This window comes from Streptomyces sp. NPDC002573, from assembly GCF_042889625.1.
GTDB lineage: Bacteria > Actinomycetota > Actinomycetes > Streptomycetales > Streptomycetaceae > Streptomyces > Streptomyces gibsoniae.
This window is the reverse complement of record NZ_JBIARC010000008.1, coordinates 106,456-131,365: the sequence shown is the minus strand read 5'-3', so window position 1 is coordinate 131,365 and position 24,910 is coordinate 106,456. Positions and strand designations below refer to the sequence as shown.

The 24,910-nt window shown below is 71.2% G+C and carries 18 protein-coding genes, 1 tRNA gene and 1 pseudogene; 13 read left to right on the top strand and 7 right to left on the bottom strand.

Annotation, left to right across the window (positions count from 1 at the left end; all coding sequences use genetic code 11):
* Positions 1 to 213 precede the first annotated feature (213 nt).
* Entirely contained in the window at positions 214 to 2,793 is a 2,580-nt protein-coding gene (locus ACFYX0_RS10900; protein WP_388969046.1) for an ABC transporter permease, read from the bottom strand.
* Positions 2,790 to 3,578 (bottom strand): ABC transporter ATP-binding protein, encoded by a 789-nt coding sequence (locus ACFYX0_RS10895; RefSeq protein ID WP_388969043.1) that lies wholly within the window; start codon positions 3,576 to 3,578, stop codon positions 2,790 to 2,792. Before ACFYX0_RS10895 ends, ACFYX0_RS10900 begins: the two co-directional genes overlap by 4 nt.
* A gap of 457 nt (positions 3,579 to 4,035) precedes the next feature.
* On the opposite strand from ACFYX0_RS10895, the gene ACFYX0_RS10890 reads away from it, so the two are divergent.
* The 4 genes and pseudogenes from ACFYX0_RS10890 (at position 4,036) to ACFYX0_RS10875 (ending at position 9,257) form a co-directional block, all read left to right on the top strand.
* Positions 4,036 to 5,532 carry an MFS transporter gene (locus ACFYX0_RS10890; RefSeq protein WP_388969040.1) on the top strand — a complete coding sequence of 499 codons (1,497 nt, stop codon included), beginning with the start codon at positions 4,036 to 4,038 and terminating at the stop codon, positions 5,530 to 5,532.
* Between the two features lie 156 nt (positions 5,533 to 5,688).
* Positions 5,689 to 6,968, top strand: a pseudogene (locus tag ACFYX0_RS10885) (glycoside hydrolase family 27 protein); the annotation flags it as partial.
* 184 nt (positions 6,969 to 7,152) lie between these two features.
* Positions 7,153 to 7,596, top strand: coding sequence for a DUF485 domain-containing protein (locus ACFYX0_RS10880; protein WP_355911437.1), 444 nt, complete (start codon positions 7,153 to 7,155; stop codon positions 7,594 to 7,596).
* On the top strand, positions 7,593 to 9,257 hold the full coding sequence (locus ACFYX0_RS10875; RefSeq protein ID WP_388969037.1) for a cation acetate symporter: 1,665 nt from the start codon (positions 7,593 to 7,595) through the stop codon (positions 9,255 to 9,257). The genes ACFYX0_RS10880 and ACFYX0_RS10875 overlap by 4 nt, the downstream gene beginning before the upstream one ends.
* Positions 9,258 to 9,309: 52 nt before the next feature.
* Here ACFYX0_RS10875 and ACFYX0_RS10870 read toward each other — a convergent pair whose 3' ends face one another.
* From ACFYX0_RS10870 to ACFYX0_RS10860, 3 genes are all read right to left on the bottom strand, one after another.
* Positions 9,310 to 10,194, bottom strand: coding sequence for a cellulose-binding protein (locus tag ACFYX0_RS10870; protein ID WP_388969035.1), 885 nt, complete (start codon positions 10,192 to 10,194; stop codon positions 9,310 to 9,312).
* A gap of 308 nt (positions 10,195 to 10,502) precedes the next feature.
* The gene (locus ACFYX0_RS10865; protein ID WP_388969032.1) at positions 10,503 to 12,818 is read right to left on the bottom strand and encodes an SUKH-4 family immunity protein; all 2,316 of its coding nucleotides are present in this window, start codon (positions 12,816 to 12,818) and stop codon (positions 10,503 to 10,505) included.
* A 9-nt stretch (positions 12,819 to 12,827) separates the two neighbouring features.
* Positions 12,828 to 13,856: an SMI1/KNR4 family protein gene (locus tag ACFYX0_RS10860; protein ID WP_355917134.1), complete on the bottom strand. Its 1,029-nt coding sequence runs from the start codon at positions 13,854 to 13,856 to the stop codon at positions 12,828 to 12,830.
* 262 nt (positions 13,857 to 14,118) lie between these two features.
* On the opposite strand from ACFYX0_RS10860, the gene ACFYX0_RS10855 reads away from it, so the two are divergent.
* The gene (locus ACFYX0_RS10855) at positions 14,119 to 14,619 is read left to right on the top strand and encodes a YwqJ-related putative deaminase (RefSeq protein ID WP_311697562.1); all 501 of its coding nucleotides are present in this window, start codon (positions 14,119 to 14,121) and stop codon (positions 14,617 to 14,619) included.
* An 85-nt stretch (positions 14,620 to 14,704) separates the two neighbouring features.
* The gene (locus tag ACFYX0_RS10850) at positions 14,705 to 15,199 is read left to right on the top strand and encodes an SUKH-3 domain-containing protein (RefSeq protein ID WP_388969029.1); all 495 of its coding nucleotides are present in this window, start codon (positions 14,705 to 14,707) and stop codon (positions 15,197 to 15,199) included.
* Positions 15,200 to 15,250: 51 nt separating this feature from the next.
* Here the strand turns inward: ACFYX0_RS10850 and ACFYX0_RS10845 are convergent, their stop codons facing one another.
* Positions 15,251 to 16,573, bottom strand: coding sequence for a histidine kinase (locus tag ACFYX0_RS10845; protein WP_355917140.1), 1,323 nt, complete (start codon positions 16,571 to 16,573; stop codon positions 15,251 to 15,253).
* Between the two features lie 303 nt (positions 16,574 to 16,876).
* Between ACFYX0_RS10845 and ACFYX0_RS10840 the strand changes: the two genes are divergently transcribed.
* The 7 genes from ACFYX0_RS10840 (at position 16,877) to ACFYX0_RS10810 (ending at position 21,989) form a co-directional block, all read left to right on the top strand.
* Positions 16,877 to 17,191: a hypothetical protein gene (locus tag ACFYX0_RS10840; protein WP_388969026.1), complete on the top strand. Its 315-nt coding sequence runs from the start codon at positions 16,877 to 16,879 to the stop codon at positions 17,189 to 17,191.
* A gap of 14 nt (positions 17,192 to 17,205) precedes the next feature.
* Positions 17,206 to 17,281: transfer RNA gene (locus ACFYX0_RS10835), tRNA-Gln, on the top strand.
* 123 nt (positions 17,282 to 17,404) lie between these two features.
* A complete protein-coding gene (gene glmU, locus ACFYX0_RS10830) occupies positions 17,405 to 18,850 on the top strand; it encodes a bifunctional UDP-N-acetylglucosamine diphosphorylase/glucosamine-1-phosphate N-acetyltransferase GlmU (RefSeq protein ID WP_388969023.1) in 1,446 nt (481 codons plus the stop codon).
* 144 nt (positions 18,851 to 18,994) lie between these two features.
* A complete protein-coding gene (locus ACFYX0_RS10825; RefSeq protein ID WP_311697567.1) occupies positions 18,995 to 19,969 on the top strand; it encodes a ribose-phosphate diphosphokinase in 975 nt (324 codons plus the stop codon).
* A 197-nt stretch (positions 19,970 to 20,166) separates the two neighbouring features.
* On the top strand, positions 20,167 to 20,760 hold the full coding sequence (locus tag ACFYX0_RS10820) for a 50S ribosomal protein L25/general stress protein Ctc (protein ID WP_388969020.1): 594 nt from the start codon (positions 20,167 to 20,169) through the stop codon (positions 20,758 to 20,760).
* Between the two features lie 69 nt (positions 20,761 to 20,829).
* Positions 20,830 to 21,432, top strand: a complete 603-nt coding sequence (pth, locus tag ACFYX0_RS10815; RefSeq protein ID WP_388969017.1) for an aminoacyl-tRNA hydrolase — start codon at positions 20,830 to 20,832, stop codon at positions 21,430 to 21,432.
* A 65-nt stretch (positions 21,433 to 21,497) separates the two neighbouring features.
* Entirely contained in the window at positions 21,498 to 21,989 is a 492-nt protein-coding gene (locus tag ACFYX0_RS10810) for a hypothetical protein (RefSeq protein WP_388969014.1), read from the top strand.
* Positions 21,990 to 22,085: 96 nt separating this feature from the next.
* Here ACFYX0_RS10810 and ppc read toward each other — a convergent pair whose 3' ends face one another.
* Positions 22,086 to 24,818, bottom strand: a complete 2,733-nt coding sequence (gene ppc, locus ACFYX0_RS10805; protein ID WP_388969011.1) for a phosphoenolpyruvate carboxylase — start codon at positions 24,816 to 24,818, stop codon at positions 22,086 to 22,088.
* Between the last annotated feature and the right edge of the window lie 92 nt (positions 24,819 to 24,910).

The window sequence follows — 24,910 nt, the reverse complement described above, 5'->3', positions numbered from 1 at the left end:
CCGGGTGGGCAACACGAACGCCCGGCCACGAGGTTTTCGGGGGCCGGGGGTGTCCAGCGTACGACGCCGGATTCGCCGATGCCGGGGCTGTGGACAACCGTCTGCACGTAAGGGCGAGCGGCGGGAGTGACCCGAGTGGCGTCCCCATCATGCGGAACGGGCCGAGGAAGACCTCGGCCCGTCGACGCACACCCCCTGCCCCCGTGGTGTCGGCTACTCCGTGGCGATCGCGTTCAGGACGTTCATCCGGCCCGCCCGGAACGCCGGGATCAGGGCGGCGAGCAGGCCCACGAAGGCCGAGCCGATGAAGACCGTGATGATCGTGGACCACGGGATCTCCAGGACGGTCAGCCCCTGCAGGGCGAGGAGCTTCTGGGCCGTCGCGCCCCAGCCCATGCCCAGCCCCAGGCCCAGCAGGGCACCGAAGAGGGCGATCACCACCGATTCCAGGCGGATCATCCGGCGCAGCTGGCGGCGCGAGAGGCCGATCGCGCGCATCAGGCCGATCTCCCGCGTGCGCTCGACCACCGACAGTGCCAGCGTGTTCACCACGCCCAGGACCGCGACGATGATCGCGAGGGCCAGCAGACCGTAGATCATGTTCAGCAGCTGGCCGATCTGGTCCTTCAGCGCCTTCTTGTAGTCGGTCTGGTCACGGACCGTGTACTGCGGATAGTCGTGCAGCGCCGACTTCAGCGACTTGTACGCGGCGGCCTGCTGCCCGTCCTTGGCCGAGGCGAAGACCAGCGCGTCGAGCGGCATCCTGTCGGCCGGCACGTACGTCGCCACCGTCGCGGTCGCCACATACATCGCGCCCTTGTCGATCAGCGCGTCGTCGCTGGTGATCGCGCGGACCGTCAGCCGGGCCGTCCTGCCGTCCTTGAAGGCGACCGTGACCTTCGAGCCGAGCCGGATGCCGTGCTTCTTGGCGAAGCCCTCGAAGACGGACATCGAGTCGGGCCGGTAGGCGTCCGCGAGGTTGCCGGCGACCGTCTTGATCCGCAGGTCCTGGGCGTACGTCGGGTCGGCGGCGTTGACCGTCTCCTTCGCGGCCGTACGTCCGTCGGGCGTGGTCAGCGAGACGTCCAGCAGCCGGTACTCGGTGACCCGCTTCAGGCCCGGCGTCGACTTCATCGCCCGCACCGCCTGCGAGGTGATCAGCTGGCCGCTGTCGGACTGCACGATGAAGTCGGTGCCGACCGTCTTGTCCAGCTGGTTCGTGGCCGAGGCCACCATCGAGGAGCCCACCACCGACAGGCAGGCGACCAGTGCGAGACCGATCATCAGCGCGGCACCCGTCGCGCCGGTGCGGCGCGGATTGCGCAGGGCGTTGCGCTCGGCCATGCGTCCAACGGGTCCGAAAACCCGCAGAAGGACCGTGGCGAGCGCCCGGACCACTCCGCCCGCGAGCAGCGGGCCGATGACGACGAAGCCGATGAGCGAGAGGACCACGCCGAGGCCGAGCCACAGCGAGCCGTTCTGGGCCCGGCGGTCCGCGGCGGCCAGATACAGGGCGGCGCCGCCGGCACCGGTGAGGACGAGTCCGAGCACGGCCCGCACCCGTCCGGCCTTCGCGTCCACGGGGACGCCCGCGTCGCGCAGCGCGGCCATCGGGGAGACCTTTCCGGCACGCCGGGCCGGCACATAGGCGGCCAGGATCGTGACCAGGACGCCCAGGACGAGGCCGACCACCGGGGTCGTCCAGGCGATCGTCAGATCGTCGGTGGACAGCTGCATGCCCATCGACCCCATGAGCTTCATCAGGCCGACCGCGATGCCGACGCCCGCGCCGACGCCGAGCACCGACCCGAACACCCCGAGCAGCAGGGCCTCCACCAGGACGGAGCGGTTGACCTGCCGGCGCGAGGAGCCGATGGCCCGCATCAGGCCGATCTCGCGGGTGCGCTGGGCGACCAGCATGGAGAAGGTGTTGATGATCAGGAAGATGCCGACGAGGAAGGCGATCCCGGCGAAGCCGAGCATCGCGTACTTCATCACGTTCAGGAAGCTCGCGATGCTCTTCTGGTTGGCGTCGGCGACCTCCTTGGCGGTCTGCACCTTGTAGCCGCCGCCGAGCCGGCTCACCACGTTCCGCTTCAGCTGTGCGTCGCTCACGCCGGAGGCGGCGGTGACATTGACGTTGGTGTAGACGCCGGTCCTGCCGACCAGGGTCTGCTGGGCGGTCCTCGTGTCCTCGTAGAAGATCGCGGCGCCGGGGTTGGTGACGGTGAACGCGGCGATGCCCGAGATCCTCGCGGTGTGGGTGCCGACCGCGCTGATCACGCCCATCTCGTCGCCGAGCTTCAGGTGGTGCTTGTCGGCGGTGTCCTCGTCGACCATCACCTGGCCGGAGCCGTGCGGTGCCGCACCGGAGGTGATCTTCATGGTGCGGGCGTCGTTGCTGTTCCAGCTGCCCACGATGGTGGGCGCGCCGCTCGTGGGCGACAGGCTGTGCTTGTCCGCGTCGACGACGGTCACCGAGGTCGAGAAGACCGTGCCCTCCGCCGACTTCACGCCGGTGATGCCGCGCACCTCACCGAGCAGGGAGGCGGGCAGGACGGGCGGCTTTCCGTTGCCGGAGCGGGTCTCGCCGGTGTCCGAGGCGCTCTTCGCGGTGACCGTGACGTCGGACGCGGTCGCCTGGAAGAGCTTGTCGAACGTCGTGTTCATCGTGTCGGTGAAGACGAGCGTGCCGCAGACGAACGCTACCGACAGCAGGACCGCGACGGCCGACAGGGCCATGCGTCCCTTGTGCGCGAAGAAGTTGCGCAGAGAGGTCCTCAGCACGGTCATGATGTACGCCCCCGGGCGTCGAAGTCCTTCATGCGGTCCAGGACCTGGTCCGCGGTGGGCTGGTGCATCTCGTCGACGATCCGGCCGTCGGCCAGATACAGCACCCGGTCGGCGTAGGACGCGGCGACCGGGTCGTGCGTGACCATCACGATGGTCTGGCCCAGCTCGTCGACCGAGCGGCGCAGGAAGCCCAGCACCTCCGCGCCGGCCCGCGAGTCCAGGTTTCCGGTGGGCTCGTCACCGAAGATGATCTCGGGGCGGGCGGCCAGTGCCCGGGCCACGGCGACACGCTGCTGCTGGCCGCCGGAGAGCTGGGCGGGCCGGTGCTTGAGACGGCCCGCCAGGCCGACGGTCTCCACGACCCGGTCCAGCCAGGCACGGTCGGGCTTACGGCCCGCGATGTCCATGGGCAGCGTGATGTTCTCGAGCGCGTTCAGCGTCGGCAGCAGGTTGAACGCCTGGAAGATGAAGCCGATCCGGTCCCGGCGCAGCTGGGTGAGCCTCTTGTCCTTCAGGCCCGTTATCTCGGTCTCGTCGAGGTAGATCTGACCACTCGTCACGGTGTCCAGGCCGGCGAGGCAGTGCATCAGCGTGGACTTGCCGGACCCGGAGGGGCCCATGATCGCGGTGAACTGGCCGCGGGCGATGTCCACGTCGACGTGGTCGAGGGCGACGACCCGGGTCTCCCCGCTGCCGAACGCCTTGACGACCTGTCGCGCTCGCGCCGCAACGGCCGTACGCCCTCCAGTACCCCCGTGCCTGGGAATGGTTACGGCCGTTGTCATGACATATCTCCTCTGTCGGTCAGCGAATGAGACGCGCGGTGACGCGTCGGGTGGCGGCATGGGACGAGACGCGGGGAAACGCGCCTCGTGAGTGAATGACCGGCTACGTCGGTCAGTCTGGTGGCGGAGGGGCCCGGACCGCGCTGGTGCACGGCCCCGTCTTCCGCTGGGGAAAACCCCACCCCCTCCGCTGCGGCCGGCACGACCCCCGTCCGTCCCGGCCGCTCCCCAGCGGCGTAAAGCCAGGTTAAGGACGACCCGCCCGCCTCCTCGTCCTCCGCCGGGACGAACCCTCCCCGAGCCCTTGTACGGAGGTACCCCTAAGGGCTGTCCACCGTCAGGTGGAGCCCTTCTCAGGGTTGGGTCCACCCTCCGGCGGACCGAGCTTCCACCCTCCCGCCGCGTCAGGGTCAAGTGGGAAGCTTGCGTGCGGGGGACAACAGGCAAGGGGGAACCGGTGGACAGCACGAAGCCCGCGATACGCGACAGCGCACGGAGCGTCGGAGCCGACCGGCGCGGTGCCGTGGTCGCGGCCCTGATGCTGGCGATGGCGCTCGCCGCGCTCGACTCGACGATCGTGTCGACGGCCGTCCCGCAGATCGTCGGCGACCTCGGCGGCTTCTCCGTCTTCTCCTGGCTGTTCTCGGGATATCTGCTGGCCGTGACGGTGACCCTGCCCGTCTACGGCAAGCTCTCCGACACCTTCGGCCGCAAGCCGGTGCTGGTCGCGGGCGCCGTCGTCTTCCTGCTCGGCTCGCTGCTGTGCGCGCTCGCCTGGAACATGGGGTCGCTGATCGCCTTCCGTATCGTGCAGGGCCTGGGCGGCGGCGCGCTCCAGGGCACGGTCCAGACCCTCGCCGCCGACCTGTACCCGCTCAAGGAACGCCCGAAGATCCAGGCCAAGCTGTCCACGGTGTGGGCGGTGTCCGCGATCGCGGGCCCGGCGCTCGGCGGGATCCTCGCCGCGTACGTCGACTGGCGGTGGATCTTCCTCGTCAACCTGCCCATCGGCTCGGTCGCCCTGTGGCTGCTCGTCCGCCGCCTGCACGAACCCGACCGCCGCGCCACCGGCGCCCGCCCCCGCATCGACTGGGCGGGCGCACTGGCGGTGTTCGCGTGCGGCGGTGTCCTGCTCACTGCGCTGGTGCAGGGCGGGGTCGCCTGGCCGTGGCTGTCGGCGCCCTCACTCGCCCTGTTCGGTACGGGCCTCGCGCTCGTCGCGCTCGTCGTGGTGACCGAACGCCGGGCCGCCGAGCCGATCATCCCGGGATGGGTGTGGCGCCGCCGCACGATCGCCGCGGTCAATCTCGCCCTCGGCGCGCTGGGGCTGCTGATGGTGGCGCCCACGGTCTTTCTGCCGACGTACGCGCAGGCGGTCCTCGGACTGGCCCCCGTCGCCGCCGGATTCGTGCTCTCCGTATGGACGCTGAGCTGGCCGGTGTCGGCGGCGCTCAGCCAGCACGTGTACCGGCGCATCGGCTTCCGCGACACTGCCGCGCTCGGCATCGGCACGGCGGCGCTGATCCTGCTGGCGTTCCCGTTCCTGCCGTACCCGGGCCAGGCGTGGCAGCCGACCCTGCTGATGCTGTTGCTGGGCAGCGCGCTGGGCCTGTTCCAACTGCCGCTCATCGTCGGCGTGCAGTCGACGGTGGGCTGGGCGGAACGCGGCACGACGACCGCGTCCGTCCTCTTCTGCCGCCAGACCGGCCAGACCGTCGGGGCGGCGGTGTTCGGCGCGATCGCCAACGGTGTGCTGGCCGCACGTCTGGGAGGCGCGGGCGATCTGGACACGGTCACCCGAGGCCTGGACTCGGGCACCGTCCCGGAGGCGACGCGCCGGGCGGTCGCGGACGCGGTCCACGCGGTGTACCTGGGCGCGGCGTGCGCGGCGGCGCTGGCGTTCCTGGTGCTGCTCTTCGTGGCCCCGCGCCGCTTCCCGGTCCTCCAGGACTGAGCCGCGCCCGCTCCCGGCCCGATCCGGCTGCAGACGGCATCAACTCCCTCTCCCGTCCCGCCCGTTGACTTCGTCCGCCCCCGCCTCTACGTTCAGCGCCGCCCTACGTTCGATGCACCGATCCTTGTTCGATATTCCGCACAGACAAGGAGTCGGATGTTTCCCCCACACCCACCTCGCCGACGCGACCTCCTCCGCCGGTGCAGAGCCACTGCCGTACGCGCCCTCGCCCTCGCCCTGACCGCGACGGCCGCCCTCCTGTTCGCCCAGCCCGGACCGGCCCGGGCGGCCACGACGGCCACGACGATCAGTCAGGCATCGGTCCCCACCGCCCCGATGGGCTGGGCCTCCTGGAACAGCTTCGCCTCGAAGATCGACTACAGCGTCATCAAGCAGCAGGTCGACGCATTCGTCGCGGCAGGACTCCCCACCGCCGGATACCGGTACGTCGACATCGACGAGGGCTGCTGGCAGGGCACCCGTGACAGCGGCGGCGACATCACCGTCGACACCGGCGAGTGGCCCGGCGGTATGAGCGCCATCGCCGACTGCATCCACAGCAAGGGGCTCAAGGCGGGCATCTACACCGACGCCGGCGAGAACGGCTGCGGCTACTACTACCCGCCCGGCCGCCCCGAACACCGGCAACGAGGGCCACTACGACCAGGACATGCTCCAGTCCTCCCGGTGGGGCTTCGACTTCGTGAAGGTCGACTGGTGCGGCGGGGACGCCGAAGGCCTCGACGCGGCGACGGCGTACAGGTCGATCAGTTCCGCTGTGAGCAGCGCCGCGGCCACCACCGGGCGCCCGCTCACCCTCTCGATCTGCAACTGGGGCCACCAGAACCCCTGGAACTGGGCGACGGGCCTCGCCCCCATGTGGCGGACCAGCACGGACATCGTCTACTACGGCAACACGCCCTCGCAGACGAACATGCTGTCCAACTTCGACCAGGCCCTGCACCCCGCCGCCCAGCACACGGGCTTCCACAACGACCCCGACATGCTGATGGTCGGCATGCCCGACCTCACCCCGGCCCAGAACCGCACCCACATGGCCCTCTGGGCGATCTCCGGCGCCCCGCTGCCGGCCGGCAACGACCTCACCGCCATGACCGCCGAGACCGCCGAGACCGCCGCCGTCCTAGAGAACTCCGATCGTCGTCGCCGTCGACCAGGACCCGCGCGGCCTCCAGGGCGTCAAGGTCGCCGAGGACACCACGGGGCTCCAGGTCTACGGCAAGGTCCTCGCCGGCACCGGCAACCGCGCGGTCGTCCTGCTCAACCGCCCCTCCTCCGCCCAGAACATCACCGTCCGCTGGTCCGACCTCGGCCTCACCGGCGTCGCCGCGACCGTCCGCGACCTGTGGGCGCAGAAGGACCTGGGCTCGTACGCGACGAGCCACACCACCGGCGTGCCGGCGGGCGGCTCGGTAGCGGGGGCCGTTCAGAATTGGAGTAAACGCGGGTAACACCGCACGTCAGCGCAGTAAGCGCATACCTACCGGTCAGTTTGGTGAAAACCCTGCGCGCCCCCGATCGCCGCGAGTAGCGTGCGTCGCCGCCCACCGCTCCCTGCGGTCCGCCGCCGCGGACCCGAGCCACGCAAGGAGAAACGGGATGTCCGACGCATTCTGGTCGCCGCACTCGTACCCCGAGCACCCTCCGCCGCACCGCTCCGCACCGCCGTATCCCACCTACCCCTGGCAGCCGCAGCCCGCCCCGCAGGCGCGGCGGCGGCCGCCGAGCCACCCGCCCCTCGGGCACCACAGCGACCTGAGGGTGCTGCGCACCGCCTACCGCTGGCAGCGGCGCGTGGCCACCCTCACCGCGCTGGGCTACTTCACGCTGTTCCTGATCCTGTCCGCGTTCGCCCCGTCCTTCATGACCACCCCCGTCTCCGGCGGTCTGACCACGGGCCTGCTGCTGGGACTGCTCCAGGTCCCCGTCACCTGCCTCGCGATCGGTCTCTACGAGTACACCGCACGCCACACCGTCGACCCGATCGCCGACCGCATCTGCCGGCAGGCAGCCCTGGACGCCAGGCGGGAGGGCGCACGATGACCGCCGCGAACGCGCTCGGCACCACGAACGCGGCGGGCCCGGCCGTCGGATTCACCGGATTCAGCGACTCCGCGCAGGCCATGTCGCTGGTGGCGTTCACCGCCGTCGCCACGATCACCCTGCTGCTGTGCGTGATGACCGGACCCGACCGCGACGACCTCGACGAGTTCTACACCGGCTACAGCTCCCTGTCCCCGATGCGCAACGGCCTGGCCATCGCCGGGGACTACATCTCCGCCGCGACCGTGCTCGGCACCAGCGGGATCATCGCGCTCACCGGCTACGACGGTGTCGTCCTCGCCCTGAGCACGGCCCTGTCGCTGATGCTGCTGATGTTCCTGCTGGCCGAACCCCTGCGCAACGCCGGCCGGTTCACCATGGGCGACGTGCTGGCACGGCGCATGCCTGGCCGGGCGGTGCGGATGGCCGCCTGCGGCGTGACCCTCGCCGCGCTGCTGCCGATGATGCTCGTCCAGCTCGCCGGCACCGGCAACCTCCTCTCCTTCCTCCTCGGATTCTCCGGCGACTCCCTGAAGACCGGCTGCATCATCGGGCTCGGCGCCCTGATGATCAGCTACGCGGCCATCGGCGGCATGAAGGGCACCGCCCTCATCCAGATCCTGAAGATCGTGATGCTGCTCGGCACCGGTATCGCCGTCGCCGCGCTGGTCCTGCGCCGCTTCGGCTGGGACCCGGGCACGCTGCTCACGGCCGCCGCCGGCAACAGCGGGGTCGGCAACGCCTTTCTGCATTCGGGCCTGGAGTTCGCGGGCGGTCCGGCCCCCCGCCTCGACATGATCAGCTCGGAGCTGACGGTGGTGCTCGGCGGCGCCTGCCTGCCGCACATCACCATGCGGATGTACACCGCGAACAGCGCCCGGCAGGTGCGCCGTTCACTGTCCTGGGCGGTGCCCTCGGTGGCCCTCTTCGTCCCGGTCATCGCGGTGATCGGGTTCGGCGCGACCGCCCTGGTCGGCCGCGAGACCATCGCGGCGGCCGACCCCGAGGGCAATACCGCCTATCTGCTGGGCAGCCGGGCCGCGTTCGGGGCGACCGTGTCCACTGCGGGAACCCTGCTGTTCACCGCGGTGACCACGGCGGTCTTCCTGACCCTGCTCGCCTCCGTCGCCGGGATGATCCTCGCCTGCGCCAACTCCCTGGCGCACGATGTGTTCGCGGCCCGGGTGCACGAGATGCCGCCGCGCCGCGAGATGGTCCTGGCCCGGCTGTCGGCGCTGGCGGTGGGGGCACCGGCGATCCTGCTCGCCACCCTCGTCCAGCACCGCGGACTGCAGCCGCTGGTGACGCTCTCCTTCTGCATCGGCGCGTCCGCGCTCGCACCCGCCCTCGTGTACGGGCTCTTCTGGCGCCGCTACACCCGCACCGGGCTGCTGTGGACGCTGATCGGTGGCACGCTGACGGTGCTGGTCCTGATGACCGGCACCAATCTGGTCTCCGGCTCGCCCACCGCCTTCTTCCCCGACGCCGACTTCAACTGGTTCCCCTTCACCACCACCGGCCTGGTCTCCATCCCGCTGGGCTTCGCCTACGGCTGGCTGGGCACCATCGTCTCCGGCCGCCGCCAGGCCGCCGAGCAGCGCCGCCAGTACGAGGCGGTGGAGGGCTGGATCCTGGCCGGGGCGATCCGCAGAAGCGGCTGACCCGCACGGACGGTCCCCTGCGAGGTCCCGCTCCGCCGGCCCCCGCAGGGACCTACTCCGCCGCCGCCCGGCCCGTCAGCATGGCGAGGCTGTTGCGCACATGGTCCATCTGGGCCTGGACTCCGTCCCACATCTCGCCGTGCTCCCGCAGCACCCGCTCCGTCTCCCGCGCGATCCGGTCCTCCCGCAGCCGCGCCTCGGCGACCAGTTCCGCCGCGCGCGCCTGGGCGTCCCCCTGCACCCGCCGGGACGACTCCCCGGCCTCGGCGAGCGCCCGCTGCGCCTCAGCCAGTGCGGCCTCCGCCTGCGCCACCCGCTCCTCCTCCCACGCCTGGAACTCCGCGAGCCGTTCGGCCTCCGCGCGCTCCTCGGCCTCCCATCGCTCGGCCTGCTCCCGCTCCTGCTCCACGAGCAGGGCCTCGGTGCGTTGCCGCACCTCCCGCAACACCGCCAGCGCCTGCGCGCGCCCCTCCTTGACCTCGCGCCGCGCCACGATCCGTACCTCGTCGGCCTCGGCCCGCGCCGCCAGCAGCCGGGTCCGGATCAGCTCCTCGGCCTCACCGCGCACCTCGTCGGCGTACGCCTGCGCGGCCTGACGCACCCGCTGCCCGTCCTCATCCGCCTGCGTGACCCGGTGGACCGCGTCCTGCCGCGCGCCCTCCCGCACGGCCTCGGCCTCCTCCTGCACCAGGCCGAACACCCGCCGGGCCCCGTCGCCGAGCGCCTCATAGCTCTGCGCGGGCAACTGCGCCACTCTCTCGCGCAGCCGCGTCAGTCCGGCCTCCATGTCCTTGGCCAGCACCGTCAGCCGGGCGGCCCGCTCCCAGTCGTCGTCACGCTCCCGCGAGAGGGCCGCGGTATACGCGTCGACCTGGTCGGGACGGTAGCCGCGCCGCACGGACACAAAGCCGTGCGGCGACCCCGATGCGCTGCTCATCGTGGAACCCCTCTCCACCTGACCCACACGAAGCGACGATTCGCGCACATCCTTGTGGATCAGACGGAAGTGTTCATAACACGACACTCCGCGCATAAGCAATGGACCGGGGCAGGGCAGGAGGCGCACGCGAGGTATCGCGCGCACCCTCGCACCGAGGACCCCACACGCCGTCGCACGCCACGGCGCACACACAGCGCATCACCTGCGCCCCCGCCTCGCGCCCACCGACACGGAAAAGGCCGGGCCCGGCCGCACGAAGGAGTGCGACCGGGCCCGGCCCTTGACGGAACGTCAGCAGCGCGCCGTCACAGCAGACCGTCCCACATCTGCTCCAGCAGCACCGACCACCAGCTGTCCGGCGAACCGAGCGCCGCCGGATCGAGCGCCGCCAACTGCGCCTGGAAGTCGACCGTCCAATGGCCGGCCTGCTCCTGGTTCAGCCCGTACCTCAGCCGCCACATCCGGCCGAGCAGCGCCAGACAGCGCACGAACTCCGGCAGCCCGGTGTTCACATACTGCGGCGGTACGGGAGCACCACCGGGCCCCGCCTCCACGGGCACCGCGACGATGTTCGCCGTGCCGTACTGCACACAGATCGCCTTGCCGAAGTCGCTGCCGAGAACGAGATACGAGCCCGCGTCCGAGGCCGGCGGCAGCCCGCGCTCCTGCGCCAGTTCGGCCAGCGTCGGCACCGGCCGGCCCGGCTGGGCCTGCGCCCAGAAGAACGGACCCATGTCGAGCGGCAGTCCCGCCACCATCAGAAGCTGCGCCACGATCGGCGGCACGCCCTGCCGGGAGACCGCGGCCTGCTCGAACCGGAAGATCCCCGGCCCGAAGGCGGCGGCCAGCTCCTGCGCGATGCCCTCCGGCGGGATCGGCGGCGCCGGCTGCACGGGCGGCAGCGGCGCACGCACCGGACCCGGACGCGCCGGACCGTCCGCGACCTGGTGCAACTCACCCTGGTGTGCGAGCAGTTGCCGCATGCCCTGCTGACGCGAGGCATGGTCGGTGCCGTACGGGGCGATGCTCGCGATCCTGGCCTGCGGCCAGTTCTCCCGGATCATCCGCGCGCAGTAGGCACCCGGCAGCTCGCACGACTCCAGCTCGGTGTGCAGCTCCAGCACCTGGCCCGGCGGCACGTTCATGGCACGCAGCTCATGGAAGATCTGCCACTCCGGGTGCGGGGTGCCCGGCGCCGAACGCCGGATCAGCTGCTGTTCCGAACCGTCCTGCGCGCGGTAGCGCAGCACGGCCTGGTAGCCGGGGCCGACGGTCGGCCTGCTCTGCGGATAGCCGTACGAGGGCTGCTGCCCGGGCACAGGCTGGCCCGGCACCGGCTGACCCGCCCCCGACTGCTGAGCCCCCGGGGGCGGCGGCGGGGGCGCACCCGGACCGCCCACGGGAGGCCCGGCCAGCATGGTCTCGGCGTGGTGCACGGCACCGGGGGCGGGCGGGTTGGGTACGCCCGGAGCCGGAGGTGCGCCCGGACCGTCCGGGAGCTGCGGGACGACTTGTGTGGGGGCGTAACCGCCCACGGGAGCGCCCGGCGGCGCAGGCGCGGCACCGGGCCGCGCCCCCGGCGCGCCAGGAGCGCTGGGCGGATGCGGCGCACCACCAGCGCGCGGGGCGCGCGGCGGCGCCGCCTTGCTGGTCGCGGCGTCCGCGATGTCCTCGGCGTTCGGCGCCCGCCGCGGCCCGGGCGCGGACGGACCGACCGGAGGCTGCGGCACACCCGGAGGCTGCGGACCACCGACCGGAGCAGGCCCCGGAGGGGGAGGCGGACCCTGCGGCACACCCGGAGGCGTAGGCATACCCGGCACACCCGAAGCCGGAGGCACACCCGGTGCACCCGGCACACCCGGTGCACCCGGCGCTCCCGGAGGCGCCGGCGTCTTCGAGGCCGCCGCGGCCGAAGTGGCCGACGCGGGCGGCGCGACCGGCGCCGCACCCCTGTCGGTGTCGCTCAACTGCGGTGCGAACACGGTCTCCGGCAGTGGCACCGAACCGTCCTCGCCCGCCTCGGCGCTGGTGTCGGTCCCCGCCCACGGAGTCACCCCCGCGGACGCCACCGGCACCGCGTCCCGCACCTCGTCACCGCCCCCGGCCGCGGGCCACGACGCCGCGGACGCCGGACCCACGCCCCCAGCGCCCCCCGAGGTACCGGAGGCATCGGAAGCCGCAGCCAGAGCCGCAGACGCGGAGGCCCCCGCCCCCGTCGGCCCCCCGCCGCCCTGCCGCTGCTCCGGAGTCCCCTTCCGGTCCGCCGCCTCGTCGCCCCGCTCCGGCGGGGTCAGCAGGAACGACGTCTGGTTCAGATCCGACCGGGCCGCCGGAGCCGGCGCCGGCTGCGCCGCCGTCTCCTTCGCCCCGTACTCCTCCTCGTAACGGCGGATCACCTCACCCACCGGCAGACCCGGCCACAGCGTCGCCTCGCCGCTGTCACGCGCGATGACGATCCGCTGCGCGCCCCCGTCCGACCGCGGCCCGTCGGCCCGGTCCTCCGCCCACACCACGAAACCGAGCCCGAACTCCCGCACCCGCACCTCACGATGCTGGTACGACGGGACGTCCCCGTTGATCCACTCCTTGGCGCGCTCCTGCGCCTGAGCGAAGGTCACCATCGTCCGAACTCACTCCCCTGCCTCGGACGCCGACGCCACCGGCACCGCACGCGCGAACCCGCCGTCCACCATCAGATTCGCCACCGTCTCCAACTCCGGTGGGTTACCGGCGAGTCGGGACAGGAAGGCGTCGAAGTCGTCACCGCACGGCACCAACAGCCGCTCCACCCGCTCGGCGGGCGTCCACGAGGCGTCCACGTCACGCGCGTCGTCGTACGCGCAGAACCAGACCGAACCGGTCCGGTCACCCTTCACCTTCACGGCCAGCAGGCCGCCCTGCACAAAGCCGACGCCCAGGTAGTCCTTGGTCAGATGGTCGCGCAGACACTTGTTCACGTACACCAGGTCGTTGACCGCCGCCTCGTCGCGCACCGTCAGGAACGGCTGGTCGACCAGCAGCCCCAAGTCCACGTCCAGCGCCGCGCCCACCGGCGCACAACCGCCCGCCGCCTTCAGGAACGACCGGTACGCCCCCGGCAGCCGATAGCCCAGATCCTCCTCGACGCCCTGGACCTGCTGCTCGGTCACCGCCACCGCGGCCTTCGGCAGCCCGAAGTGCGCCGGGCGCTTCTCCTGCAGGGGCCGCGTGCCCCGCTTGCCCTGGTCGACGGCCGCCGTCGCGATCCCGCCGTGGTGCCGCAGCAACGCCTTCACCTCGACCGGGACCAACTCCAGCCGGCGCGAGCCGCGGACGTGATGCCACGTCCAGCCGTGCGGCGTCGCCACCGCAGGCGTCGCGTCCCACAGCTCATGCCCGGACAGCGCCAGCGCCGCGTTCGCCGACACATAGTCGGTCAGCCGCAACTCGTCGACGCCGAAACCCTCCGGAGGATCCGCGATCTCCGCGACGGCACGGGCGTAGAGCGAGAAGTCGGGATAGCCGTACGGGTCCACCCGCACCCCTCTCGGATGACGAGCGGCCCGGACCGGGTCCGGAAAGTGCACGACCTGCCCCGCGTAGGCCGCGTTGGGCGGTGCGGCGTGTCCCCCGGCCTGGCTGCCGGGAGGCACCCCCAGCCCGAGCCGACCTGTCGTCATGACGGTTGCCCCCTGCGGCGATCTGTCTGGCCTGTACGGCGGTGTCTTCACGGACATCGACAGCCTATGCGGTACGACGACGCCGGTCACCGGGCCACCGGGCCACCCCGGCCGGCCGCCCGCCGGTACCGTGACCAGCCGTCACCCGGCCGTGACCGTACGCCGAAGCCCTGGCGTGTCGCGGTGCCCCAGCTTCCGCACCCGGCACGGCATTTGGCAGTCTGTGTTCCCGCCGGGGGATGCAAGGGAGGGGAAAAAGATCATGAACGCGACACAAACAGACACGACAGGCGACCCACGTATCGGCTGGAGCTCCGCCGAGGCCGCCGTCGTCCCCACCCTGCTCCACCGCCGCGACGGCATACTCCCGACCGTCGCCGCCGCCCTCTCCGTCCGCGGTGCCACCCTCACCGGCACCGCCGCACGCGGCGACCAGCCTCCCGCCCTGCACCCGCTCGTCCAGGACTTCCTCGACAGCCTCACCAGCGGCCAGCGCGACCGCTTCACCGGACGGTGCGCCGAGGCGATCCTCATCTCCCGCCACATCACCGCCGCCGACGCCGAACGCAGCAAACGCGCCGCCCGCAAGCCGATGACCAACGGCGAGGCCCGCAAGGCCCTCAAACAGGCCAAACTCACCGCCCGCCGCATCCGCGAGGACGGCGACCCGCTGCACGGCAGCTTCGCCGCGCCCTGTCGCGCCTGCACCGCACTCAGCAACCACTTCGGCGTACGCATCGTCGATCCCACGGCGCAGAGCTGACACTCCCCGGCCTCGAACCACCACCCACCGCACACCGCACGACGGCGCACGCGCCGGTCCACGGCACTCGACGAACGAAGGGCAGATGCACGCCGACCGCTCCTCAAGCACACGTTTCTCCGTCCCCGTGGACGCCGCACTACGCACCGCCGGCTGGCAACCCGGCCGCTGGAACATAAAACAGGCCGAACTCTGGGCCGACACCCTGCGCGGCCACGCCTCACCGGCGGGCCACCGGCACGCGGTGTTCCCCGCGGCCGTCGAGGCATGGGCCGAATTCGGCGGCCTCCACATCACCGCACAGGGCCCCGGACGCCAGCTCGCCCCGGCCACCCTCCACCTGGACCCCCTGCACGGCCTCCACATGGCCCGCACCCTCGGCGACCTCGGCCGCGCCCTCGACACCCAGGTCTGCCCCCTCGGCGAGGAGTCCGACAGCCACGCCCTGCTCGCCATCGACACCGAGGGCCGCGTCTACTCCCTCGACCACACCGGCGACTGGTACGTGGCCCCCGACATCGACCACGGCCTCGCCACCCTGCTGACGGGCATCGAGCCGGTACGCCTCACCGCCGGGTGACCGCACCCGCCGTACGACGACTCGCGGCACGACCGGCCTGGCGACACCCCGCTACGCCGCCGCCTGGGCCGGAATCACCGCCGACACCCGGAACCCGCCCGCGTCCGTCGGCCCCGACACGAACACCCCGCCCAGCGCGCTGACCCGCTCCTTCATGCCCACCAGGCCGTTGCCCCCGCTGGGCAGCCGCACGGCCCGAGCCGACCCCGGCTCCGGCGGCGGCTCGTTCTCCACCTGCATCGCGATCTCCGCCGTACGGTGCGCGAGCCGCACATGCGTCTTCGCGCCCGCCGCGTGCTTGTGCACGTTGGTCAGCGCCTCCTGCACCACCCGGTACGCGGTCTGCTCGACCATCGGCGCGTACGGCCGCACCTCGCCCTCCACGGACAGGTTCACGATCATCCCGGCCGCGGCCGACTGCCCGATCAGCTCCTCCAACTCGGCCAGACACGGCCCCTCGGAGGACTCCTCGGCCACCCGCGACGCCGCCGCCGCGGCAGCGGCCCCGACGGCCGCCAACGGCACCGCGGACGGAGCAGGCCGCGCCACGGCGCCCTCCCCCGTCCGCAGCACCCCGAGCATCTCCCGCAACTCGGTCAGCGCCTGCCGGCCCATGTCCCCGACCAGCGCGGCGTTCCGCACCGCCTTCTCGGGATCCTTCCGGGCCACGGCCTGCAACGCGGCCGCATGCACGACCATCAGGCTCACCCGGTGCGCCACGACGTCGTGCATCTCCCGGGCGATCCGGGTCCGCTCCTCGTTCCGCGCCCACTCGGCCCGCTCCTCCGCCCGCTCCGCGAGCAGCATCAGCTCCCGCTCCAGCGAGTCGGCCCGCTCCCGCAGACTCTCCATCAGCCGGCGCCGGGCGCCGATGTACAGGCCGAGCAGCACCGGCGGAGCCGTCATGCCGAGCGCCGTGGTGACGGACAGGAAGGGGATGAACCCGCCGGCGATCGACAGATCGCCCCGGACCACCCCCTGGTGCGCCCGCACATACGTGACGATGAACATCCCGAAGAACGACATGCCCGCGAGGGCGGCGGTGATCCGCCGGGGCAGCTCCGAGGCCGCCAGGGTGTACAGCCCGACCACGCCCATCAGAAACCCCATCTGGGCGGGCGTGATCGCCACGGACACGAGGACCACGGCGACCGGCCACCGGCGCCGCAGCAGCAGGGTGAGACCGGCGAACAGTCCGAACACCATCCCCACAGGGACGAACAGGCCGGCGTCCCGCGAGAACTGGATCCCCTCGACCGCGCACTCCATGGCGGACAGCGCTGCGAGCGATATGTCGAGCAGGGCACTGCGCCACCGCCCCCACCACCAGGGGCCCTCCTCGGCCCCCGCGCGGACTTCCCCCGTCGTGGTCATGGCTCCAGCCTACGGGCGCGGAGCGGCGGTTTTCCGGTGAGTTTCCACGGCCGCGTCACACCACACTCCGTAATCGAACAGAAGCGAAACCATCCGGAATCCCTCGAACTGCTGAATCGCACACCGTTCGACACCGGAAGCCCGGATTCCACCCGAGGTTAGACTCGCTGCGGTCGGCGACGTCGGGGAACTGACGGACCGCGAGCTGTTCATGGCGGGGACGCGCTGTACCGGGCCGAAGGGTCGAAGAGCAAACCGTACGACCGGCGCGAGCGGGTCGTCTTCGCCAACAGCGACCCAGGAGTGATCCGGACCTACCTCGCCTGGCTCGATCTGCTTGAGGTGGACCGGAAGCACCTGGGCTTCCGGGTGCTCATCCACGAATCCGCCGACGTGGAAGCCGCGCAGCGCCACTGGGCCGGCATCGCCGACGTCGACGTGTCGGTCTTCGCGAAGCCGACGCTCAAGAAGCACAACCCGAAGACGGTCCGGAAGAACACCGGCGACGACTGCCACGGCTGCCTGGTCGTCCACGTGGCGAGGAGCGCCCGTCTGTACAACCGAATCGAGGGCTGGTGGGAGGGAATCGTGGCCCAAGCCCAGGCACGTCTCCGGTAAGGTCTGAAGCGCTGTCCCCCGTGGTGTAACTGGCAGCACACTGGTTTTTGGTACCAGCAGGACAAGGTTCGAATCCTTGCGGGGGAGCCACAGCGCACAAGCCCCAGGCTCGGGCCCTGACAGCACCGTCAGGGCCCGCTCTCATGTCCCCCCAGGAACACCCCGGTATCCTGCGGATGTCCACCCCACCCCATGAAGCCGAAGGGCATCCCCGTGAGCGCCATCCGCCCGGCCGCCGTCGTCGTTCTCGCAGCGGGTGAGGGCACCCGTATGAAGTCGGCCACACCCAAGGTCCTGCACGACATCTGCGGCCGTTCCCTCGTCGGACATGTACTCGCCGCCGCGCGCGAGTTGGAGCCCGAGAACCTCGTCGTCGTCGTGGGCCACGCCCGGGAGAAGGTCGGCGCCCACCTCGCCGAGATCGACCCCGGCGTGCGCACCGCGGTCCAGGCGGAGCAGAACGGTACCGGCCACGCCGTCCGGATGGGCCTGGAGGAGCTCGGCGGTTCCGTCGACGGCACCGTGGTCGTCGTGTGCGGAGACACTCCCCTGCTCACCGGCGAGACGCTCCGGCGCCTGGCCGGCACCCACCAGGAGGACGGCAACGCCGTCACGGTGCTCACCGCGGAGGTCCCCGACGCCGCCGGCTACGGCCGTATCGTCCGGGACGGCTCCGGTGCCGTCACCGCCATCGTCGAGCACAAGGACGCCTCCGACACGCAGCGCGCGATCCGTGAGATCAACTCCGGTGTCTTCGCCTTCGACGGGCAGCTCCTCGCCGAGGCCCTGAAGCAGGTCAGGACGGACAACAGCCAGGGCGAGGAGTACCTGACCGACGTCCTCGGCATCCTGCGGTCGGCCGGGCACCGGGTCGGCGCGTCCGTGGCGGGCGACCACCGGGAGATCGCCGGCATCAACAACCGGGTGCAGCTGGCGGAGGCCCGCCGCATCCTCAACGACCGGCTGCTGACCGAGGCGATGCTGGCGGGTGTCACGGTCGTGGATCCGGCGACCACCTGGATCGATGTGACGGTCACCTTCGAGCAGGACGCGGTGGTGCAGCCGGGCACGCAGCTGATCGGTGCCACGCACATCGGCGAGGGCGCCGAGGTCGGGCCCAACTCGCGGCTGAAGGACACCCGGGTGGGTGCGGGGGCGCGGGTGGACAACACCGTCTCCGACGGCGCGGTCGTGGGGCCCCAGGCGTCGGTGGGGCCGTACGCGTATCTCCGTCCGGGCACGCGTCTGGGGCTGAAGTCGAAGGTCGGCACGTATGTGGAGACCAAGAACGCCGCGATCGGCGAGGGCACGAAGGTGCCGCATCTGTCGTACGTGGGCGACGCGACGATCGGTGAGTACACGAACATCGGTGCGGCCAGCGTCTTCGTGAACTATGACGGACAGGACAAACACCACACCACCGTGGGGTCCCACTGCCGTACCGGCTCGGACAACATGTTTGTGGCTCCTGTCACGGTCGGGGACGGCGCGTACACCGCCGCGGGGTCCGTGATCACGAAGGACGTACCCCCCGGTTCGCTGGCCGTGGCCCGTGGCCAGCAGCGGAATATCGAGGGTTGGGTCGCCCGTAAGCGCCCGGGGAGCGCGGCCGCGAAGGCGGCCGAGGCGGCCTCCCGGGAACCGGATGGCGAAGACTGAGTGGAAACAGGTGCGTCTGACACGGCGTACCGTGATAAGTGCACACCCTTACCCCACCAGCCGAGACAGCCGCTCGCGTCCCGCGAACACGGCTGCGCAAGGCCTCTCGCACCGAGCCGAGAACACCTCTGAGGAGACAGTGCTGTGACCGGGATCAAGACGACCGGCAAGAAGAAGTTGATGTTCTTCTCCGGCCGCGCCCACCCCGAGCTTGCCGAGGAGGTCGCCCAGCAGCTGGGTGTCGGGGTCGTCCCGACGAAGGCCTTCGACTTCGCGAACGGTGAGATCTACGTCCGCTACGAGGAGTCGGCGCGCGGTGCCGACTGCTTCCTGATCCAGAGCCACACGGCGCCGATCAACAAGTGGATCATGGAGCAGCTGATCATGATCGACGCGCTGAAGCGCGCGTCGGCCCGTTCCATCACGGTCATCGTGCCCTTCTACGGTTACGCGCGGCAGGACAAGAAGCACCGGGGACGTGAACCGATCTCGGCGCGCATGGTCGCGGACCTGATGAAGACCGCCGGCGCGGACCGCATCCTCACGGTGGACCTGCACACGGACCAGATCCAGGGCTTCTTCGACGGCCCGGTGGACCACCTGTTCGCGCTGCCGCTGCTGGCGGACTACGTGGGCCAGAAGGTGGACCGCGACAAGCTGACCGTGGTGTCGCCGGACGCGGGCCGGGTGCGGGTCGCCGACCGCTGGTGCGACCGTCTGGGTGCGCCGCTGGCCATCGTGCACAAGCGGCGCGACAAGGACGTGGCGAACCAGGTGACGGTGCACGAGGTCGTCGGTGATGTGAAGGGCCGTATCTGTGTCCTGGTCGACGACATGATCGACACCGGCGGCACGATCTGCGCGGCCGCGGACGCCCTGTTCGCGCACGGCGCGGAGGACGTGATCGTGACGGCCACGCACGGTGTGCTGTCGGGTCCGGCGGCGGACCGGCTGAAGAACTCGAAGGTGAGCGAGTTCGTGTTCACGAACACGCTGCCGACGCCGGGCGAGCTGGAGCTGGACAAGATCACGGTGCTGTCGATCGCGCCGACGATCGCGAGCGCGGTGCGCGAGGTGTTCGAGGACGGCTCGGTGACGAGCCTGTTCGACGAGCAGTGATCCTGTTCGGCCGGCGGTGACACCGGCCGGTGATCCTTTTGGGTGCGGCCTCCCTCTCCGAGTAGACTGCTGAAGTTGCTCGGCGAGGGAGGCCATACTCATGCGGTACGGCGGTCCGTAATCGACGCGCTCTTCGTAGCAGGCCGTTCGTGGCCGGGTGACCACGTCCGTTCTCTGAATTTCTACGAGGAGTGAAGATGTCCGAGGTGAAGCTCGCCGCCCAGACGCGCACCGAGTTCGGCAAGGGTGCCGCGCGCCGTGTCCGCCGTGAGAACAAGGTTCCGGGTGTGCTGTACGGCCACGGTACCGAGCCGCTGCACCTGACGCTGCCGGGTCACGAGCTGCTGATGGCGCTGCGTACGCCGAACGTCCTGATCTCGCTGGACATCGACGGCAAGACCAGCGAGCTGGCCATTCCGAAGGCCGTGCAGCGTGACCCGCTGAAGGGCTTCCTGGAACACGTCGACCTGCTGCTGGTGAAGCGCGGCGAGAAGGTCACCGTCGAGGTTCCGGTCCAGGCCGAGGGTGAGCTGGCCCCGGGTGGCAACCTGCTGGAGCACGTCCTGGTGGCGCTTCCGGTCGAGGCCGAGGCCACGCACATCCCCGAGGCCGTCACCGTCTCGGTGGAGGGCCTGGCGGCCGGTGCCTCGATCCACGCCAAGGACATCACCCTCCCGAGCGGTGTGACGCTGGCCGTCGACGAGGACGCCGTCGTGCTGCAGGTCCTGGCCGCGCAGGCCGAGGAAGCGCAGGCCGAGGAGGCCGCGGGCGAAGAGGCCGCCGAGGCCTGATCCTCACCGTCATCGTTTCGTCAGCCGCTGTTCCCGGGAGGGGCAGCGGCTGGCGCGTATCAAGGAGACATGGACGTGACGACCGATGCGGGCGGTCCCTGGCTGATCGTGGGCCTCGGCAATCCGGGGCCTGATTATGCGATGAACCGGCACAATGTCGGGTTCATGGTGGCCGATCTGCTGGCCGGGCGGATCGGGGGGAAGTTCAAGCGGGCGGGCAAGGCGCAGGCCCAGGTCGTGGAGGGGCGGATCGGTCCGCCGGGGCCGGCGAACCGCCGGGTGATTCTGGCGAAGCCGATGTCCTACATGAACCTGTCGGGTGGCCCGGTGAACGCCCTGCGGGACTTCTACAAGGTGCCGGTGGGCAATGTCGTGGCGGTGCACGACGAGCTGGACATCGACTACGGGACGCTGCGGCTGAAGCTGGGCGGCGGCGACAACGGGCACAACGGGCTGAAGTCGATCACGAAGGCGATGGGCGCGGACTACCACCGGGTGCGGTTCGGGATCGGGCGTCCTCCGGGGCGTATGCAGGTCGCGGATTTCGTGCTGAAGGACTTCTCGCCGGCGGAGCGCAAGGAGCTGGACTACTTCGTGGACCGTGCGGCGGACGCGGTGGAGTGTCTGGTGATCGAGGGGCTGGAGCGGGCGCAAAGCACGTACAACTCCTGACTTGTCGGGGCGCCGGGCGGAGCCGGAGTTGACCAGGCGTGCGGGCATGGCCAAGGATCGCGGCCATGCCTTCTGCCGTCTCCTCCTCTCAGGGTGCCGTCGCGGTGCTGCGGTTCGGGCGGCTCGCGGCGATGGGTACGGTCGCCGCGCTGATCGTCGTCGCGGGTGTCTGGGGTTCGTGGGGCACCGCGCAGTACGTGATGCTGACCAAGGGCCGCGAGCAGGGCACGATGACGGTGGCCCGGTGTTCCGACCACACGTGCAGTGGCCCGTATGTGCCGTCGACCGCGGGTTCGGCGGCCCGGAAGCGTGTCGTGATCGGCGACTCGGTGGCCGTGCGGCGAGGTGAGGTCCTCGCGGTGGCGGTGAAGCCGGAGTCCGACGAGGTGGTGCGGACGGGGCCGGCGGGCATGTTGTACGCCTGGCTTCCGCTGGCCGGTGCGCTGCTGCTGGCCTCGGTGGTGGTGGCCGGCGGGCTGCGGATGACGCGTACCGCCTGGGTGCTGGCGGGGACGGGGTTCGCGATGCTGACGGCGACGTTCTTCGCTCTGCAGTAGTTCTGGCGGGGCAGGGCCTGTTGTGCTGGGGGCGGTGTCCCCCGTACGTCTTACGTCGTACGGGGGACACCGCCCCTGTCGTCATGTGGTGCTGGTTCAGCCGGTGTTGCGCAGGCCGGCCGCCACGCCGTTGACCGTCAGCAGCAGGGCGCGGGCGAGCAGCGGGTCGGGTTCGGCGCCGTCGGCGGCGGCGTCGCGCTGGCGCTTGAGCAGGGCGACCTGGAGGTAGGAGATCGGGTCGAGGTAGGCGTCGCGGATGGCGAAGGTCTGCTTGAGGACGGGCTGGACGTCCAGCAGTTCGCTCTCGTCGGTGATCCGCAGGACCTCGCGGACGGTGAGCTCGTGTTCGGCCTGGATGGTCTCGAAGACGTGCTTCAGCTCGTCGGGTACGAGGGTGTCCACGTAGTGGCGGGCGATCCGCAGGTCGGTCTTCGCGAGGGTCATCTCGACGTTGGAGATGAAGTTGCGGAAGAAGTGCCACTGTTCGTGCATCTCGTGGAGCACGGTGTCGAGGCCCGCCTCGCGCAGTGCCTTGAGGCCGGAGCCGACGCCGTACCAGCCGGGGACGATCTGCCGGGACTGGGTCCAGCCGAAGACCCAGGGGATGGCGCGCAGTCCGTCGAGGCCGGCTCCGGAGTCGGGGCGCCGGGACGGGCGGGAGCCGAGGTGGAGGTCGGCGAGCTGGTCGACCGGGGTGGAGGCGAAGAAGTACGCGGGCAGGTCGGGGTCCTCGACCAGCCGGCGGTAGGCGGCGTGGGCGGCGTCGGAGACGACGTCCATCGCGGCGTCCCAGCGGGCGAGGGCCTCGTCGGACTGGCGGGGGGCGGTGTGCAGGGCGGATGCCTGGAGGGTGGCGGCGACGGTGAGTTCGAGGTTCTCGCGGGCGAGGGAGGGGATGAGGTACTTGTCGGAGATGACCTCGCCCTGCTCGGTGACCTTGATCTCGCCCTCGAGGGTGCCCCAGGGCTGGGCGAGGATCGCGTCGTGGGTGGGGCCGCCGCCGCGGCCGACGGTGCCGCCGCGGCCGTGGAAGAGGCGCAGGCGTACGCCGTAGCGGTGGGCGACGTCGCGCAGCCGGCGCTGGGCGCGGTGGATCTCCCACTGGGAGGTGGTGATGCCGCCGAACTTGGAGGAGTCGCTGTAGCCGAGCATGACCTCCTGGACGTCGCCGCGCAGGGCGACGAGGCGTCGGTAGGAGGGGTCGGCGAGCATGTCCTCAAGGATGGTGTCGGCGGCCTTGAGCTCGTCGGTGGTCTCCAGGAGGGGGACGATGCCGATCTTCGCCCAGCCGGCGTGCAGGTCGACGAGGCCGGCCTCGCGGGCGAGGACGGCGGCGGCGAACACGTCGTCGGCGCCCTGGCACATGGAGATGATGTAGGACTCGATGACCTCCGGGCCGAAGACCTCCAGGGCCCTCTTGGCGGTCTCGAAGACGCCGAGGGTCTTGGCGCCGGCGGCGTCGAGGGGGGCGGGCGTGGGGGCGAGCGGCCGCCGGGAGCGGAGTTCCTTGGCGAGGAGCTTGTGCCGGTACTCGCGGGGCATGTCGTCGTAGCGCCAGGACTCCTCGCCGAGCCGGTCGAAGAGCTGGCCGAGGGCGTGGTGGTGGGCGTCGGCGTGTTCGCGGACGTCCATGGTGGCGAGCTGGAGGCCGAAGGCGGCCAGAGTGCGGATGGTGCGGGCGAGGTGGCCGTCGGCGAAGAGGTGGCCGCGGTGGGCGCGCAGCGAGGTCTGGATGATCCGCAAGTCGCTGAGGAGTTCGGTGGTGCCGAGGTAGTCGCGGCCGGGCTGGTGCGTGGTGCCCTTGGCGAGGCGCTTCTTGGTGTTGACGAGCTTCTGGCGGACGCAGGTCGCCTTGAGGCGGTAGGGCTCCTCGGCGTTCAGGCGCTTGTAGCGGGGGCTGATGCCGGGCAGCCGGTCCAGGTCGGCCTGGAGGGACGCGAGGAGTTCCTCGCTGGCGCCGGTGTAGCGGATGGACTGGGAGAGCAGACCGCGCAGTTCGTCGATCATCTCCAGCGCGTCGTTGATGCCGTGCTCGTGCTGGAGGATGAGGACGTCCCAGGTGACCTGGGGGGTCACGTTGGGGTTGCCGTCGCGGTCGCCGCCGATCCAGGTGCCGAAGGTGAGGGGGCGGGTCTCGTCGGGGAGCTTGACGCCGACGCGCTCCAGTTCGGCGGTGAGGTCCTCCAGGACGTCGCCGACGGCGCCGGCGTGGAGTTCGTCCAGGTAGTAGATGGCGTTGCGCGCCTCGTCGGCGGGTTCCGGGCGGACGACCCTGAGTTCGTCGGTCTGCCAGACGAGGTCGATGTTCTCGGCGAGGCGGGTGTCGTGGCGGCGGCGGTCGCTGTCGAGGACCGGCGTCTCCAGGAGCGCGGCGATGCGCCGCAGCTTGTTGAGGACCGAGCGGCGTGCCGCCTCCGTGGGGTGCGCGGTGAAGACCGGGCGCACGTTGAGGTTGCGGACGGTGTCGCGCACGTGGTCGTGGTCGGCGTCCTTGAGCCGGTCGGCGGTGCGGGCGAGGAGTCCGCCCTCGGCGGCGCGCTTGGCGCGCAGTTCGCGGCCGCGGTGGACCTGCTCGGCGACGTTGGCCAGGTGGAAGTAGGTGGAGAAGGCGCGCACCAGCTTTGCGGCGGTCTCCAGTTCGGTGCCGCGCAGCAGTTCCGCGGCGGCCTCTCCGTCCTCGCGGGTGAGCCGGCGGACTCGCTCGACCAGGTCCAGGAGTTCGGGGCCCTCCTGCCGGACGAGGGTCTCACCGAGCAGATCACCCAGTCGGCGGATGTCGGCGCGCAACTCACTGCTGGTCGTCGTGGTCTGGTCGTCGGCACTGCTCACAGGTGCGGCTCCTTGCAGTGTTGAAGCTCGTCTGGGAGGGGACCCGGACGGGTGCCGCGCGGCGGGTGCCGCATACGGACCGGGCATCCGGG

Bases quoted from the DNA above. Each gene is read 5' to 3' on its own strand.
- ACFYX0_RS10900 (WP_388969046.1), bottom strand. From the start codon at position 2,793: ATGACCGTGCTGAGGACCTCTCTGCGCAACTTCTTCGCGCACAAGGGA.
- ACFYX0_RS10895 (WP_388969043.1), bottom strand. From the start codon at position 3,578: ATGACAACGGCCGTAACCATTCCCAGGCACGGGGGTACTGGAGGGCGT.
- ACFYX0_RS10880 (WP_355911437.1), top strand. From the start codon at position 7,153: ATGTCCGACGCATTCTGGTCGCCGCACTCGTACCCCGAGCACCCTCCG.
- ACFYX0_RS10875 (WP_388969037.1), top strand. From the start codon at position 7,593: ATGACCGCCGCGAACGCGCTCGGCACCACGAACGCGGCGGGCCCGGCC.
- ACFYX0_RS10870 (WP_388969035.1), bottom strand. From the start codon at position 10,194: ATGAGCAGCGCATCGGGGTCGCCGCACGGCTTTGTGTCCGTGCGGCGC.
- ACFYX0_RS10865 (WP_388969032.1), bottom strand. From the start codon at position 12,818: ATGGTGACCTTCGCTCAGGCGCAGGAGCGCGCCAAGGAGTGGATCAAC.
- ACFYX0_RS10860 (WP_355917134.1), bottom strand. From the start codon at position 13,856: ATGACGACAGGTCGGCTCGGGCTGGGGGTGCCTCCCGGCAGCCAGGCC.
- ACFYX0_RS10855 (WP_311697562.1), top strand. From the start codon at position 14,119: ATGAACGCGACACAAACAGACACGACAGGCGACCCACGTATCGGCTGG.
- ACFYX0_RS10850 (WP_388969029.1), top strand. From the start codon at position 14,705: ATGCACGCCGACCGCTCCTCAAGCACACGTTTCTCCGTCCCCGTGGAC.
- ACFYX0_RS10845 (WP_355917140.1), bottom strand. From the start codon at position 16,573: ATGACCACGACGGGGGAAGTCCGCGCGGGGGCCGAGGAGGGCCCCTGG.
- ACFYX0_RS10820 (WP_388969020.1), top strand. From the start codon at position 20,167: ATGTCCGAGGTGAAGCTCGCCGCCCAGACGCGCACCGAGTTCGGCAAG.
- pth (WP_388969017.1), top strand. From the start codon at position 20,830: ATGGACGTGACGACCGATGCGGGCGGTCCCTGGCTGATCGTGGGCCTC.
- ACFYX0_RS10810 (WP_388969014.1), top strand. From the start codon at position 21,498: ATGCCTTCTGCCGTCTCCTCCTCTCAGGGTGCCGTCGCGGTGCTGCGG.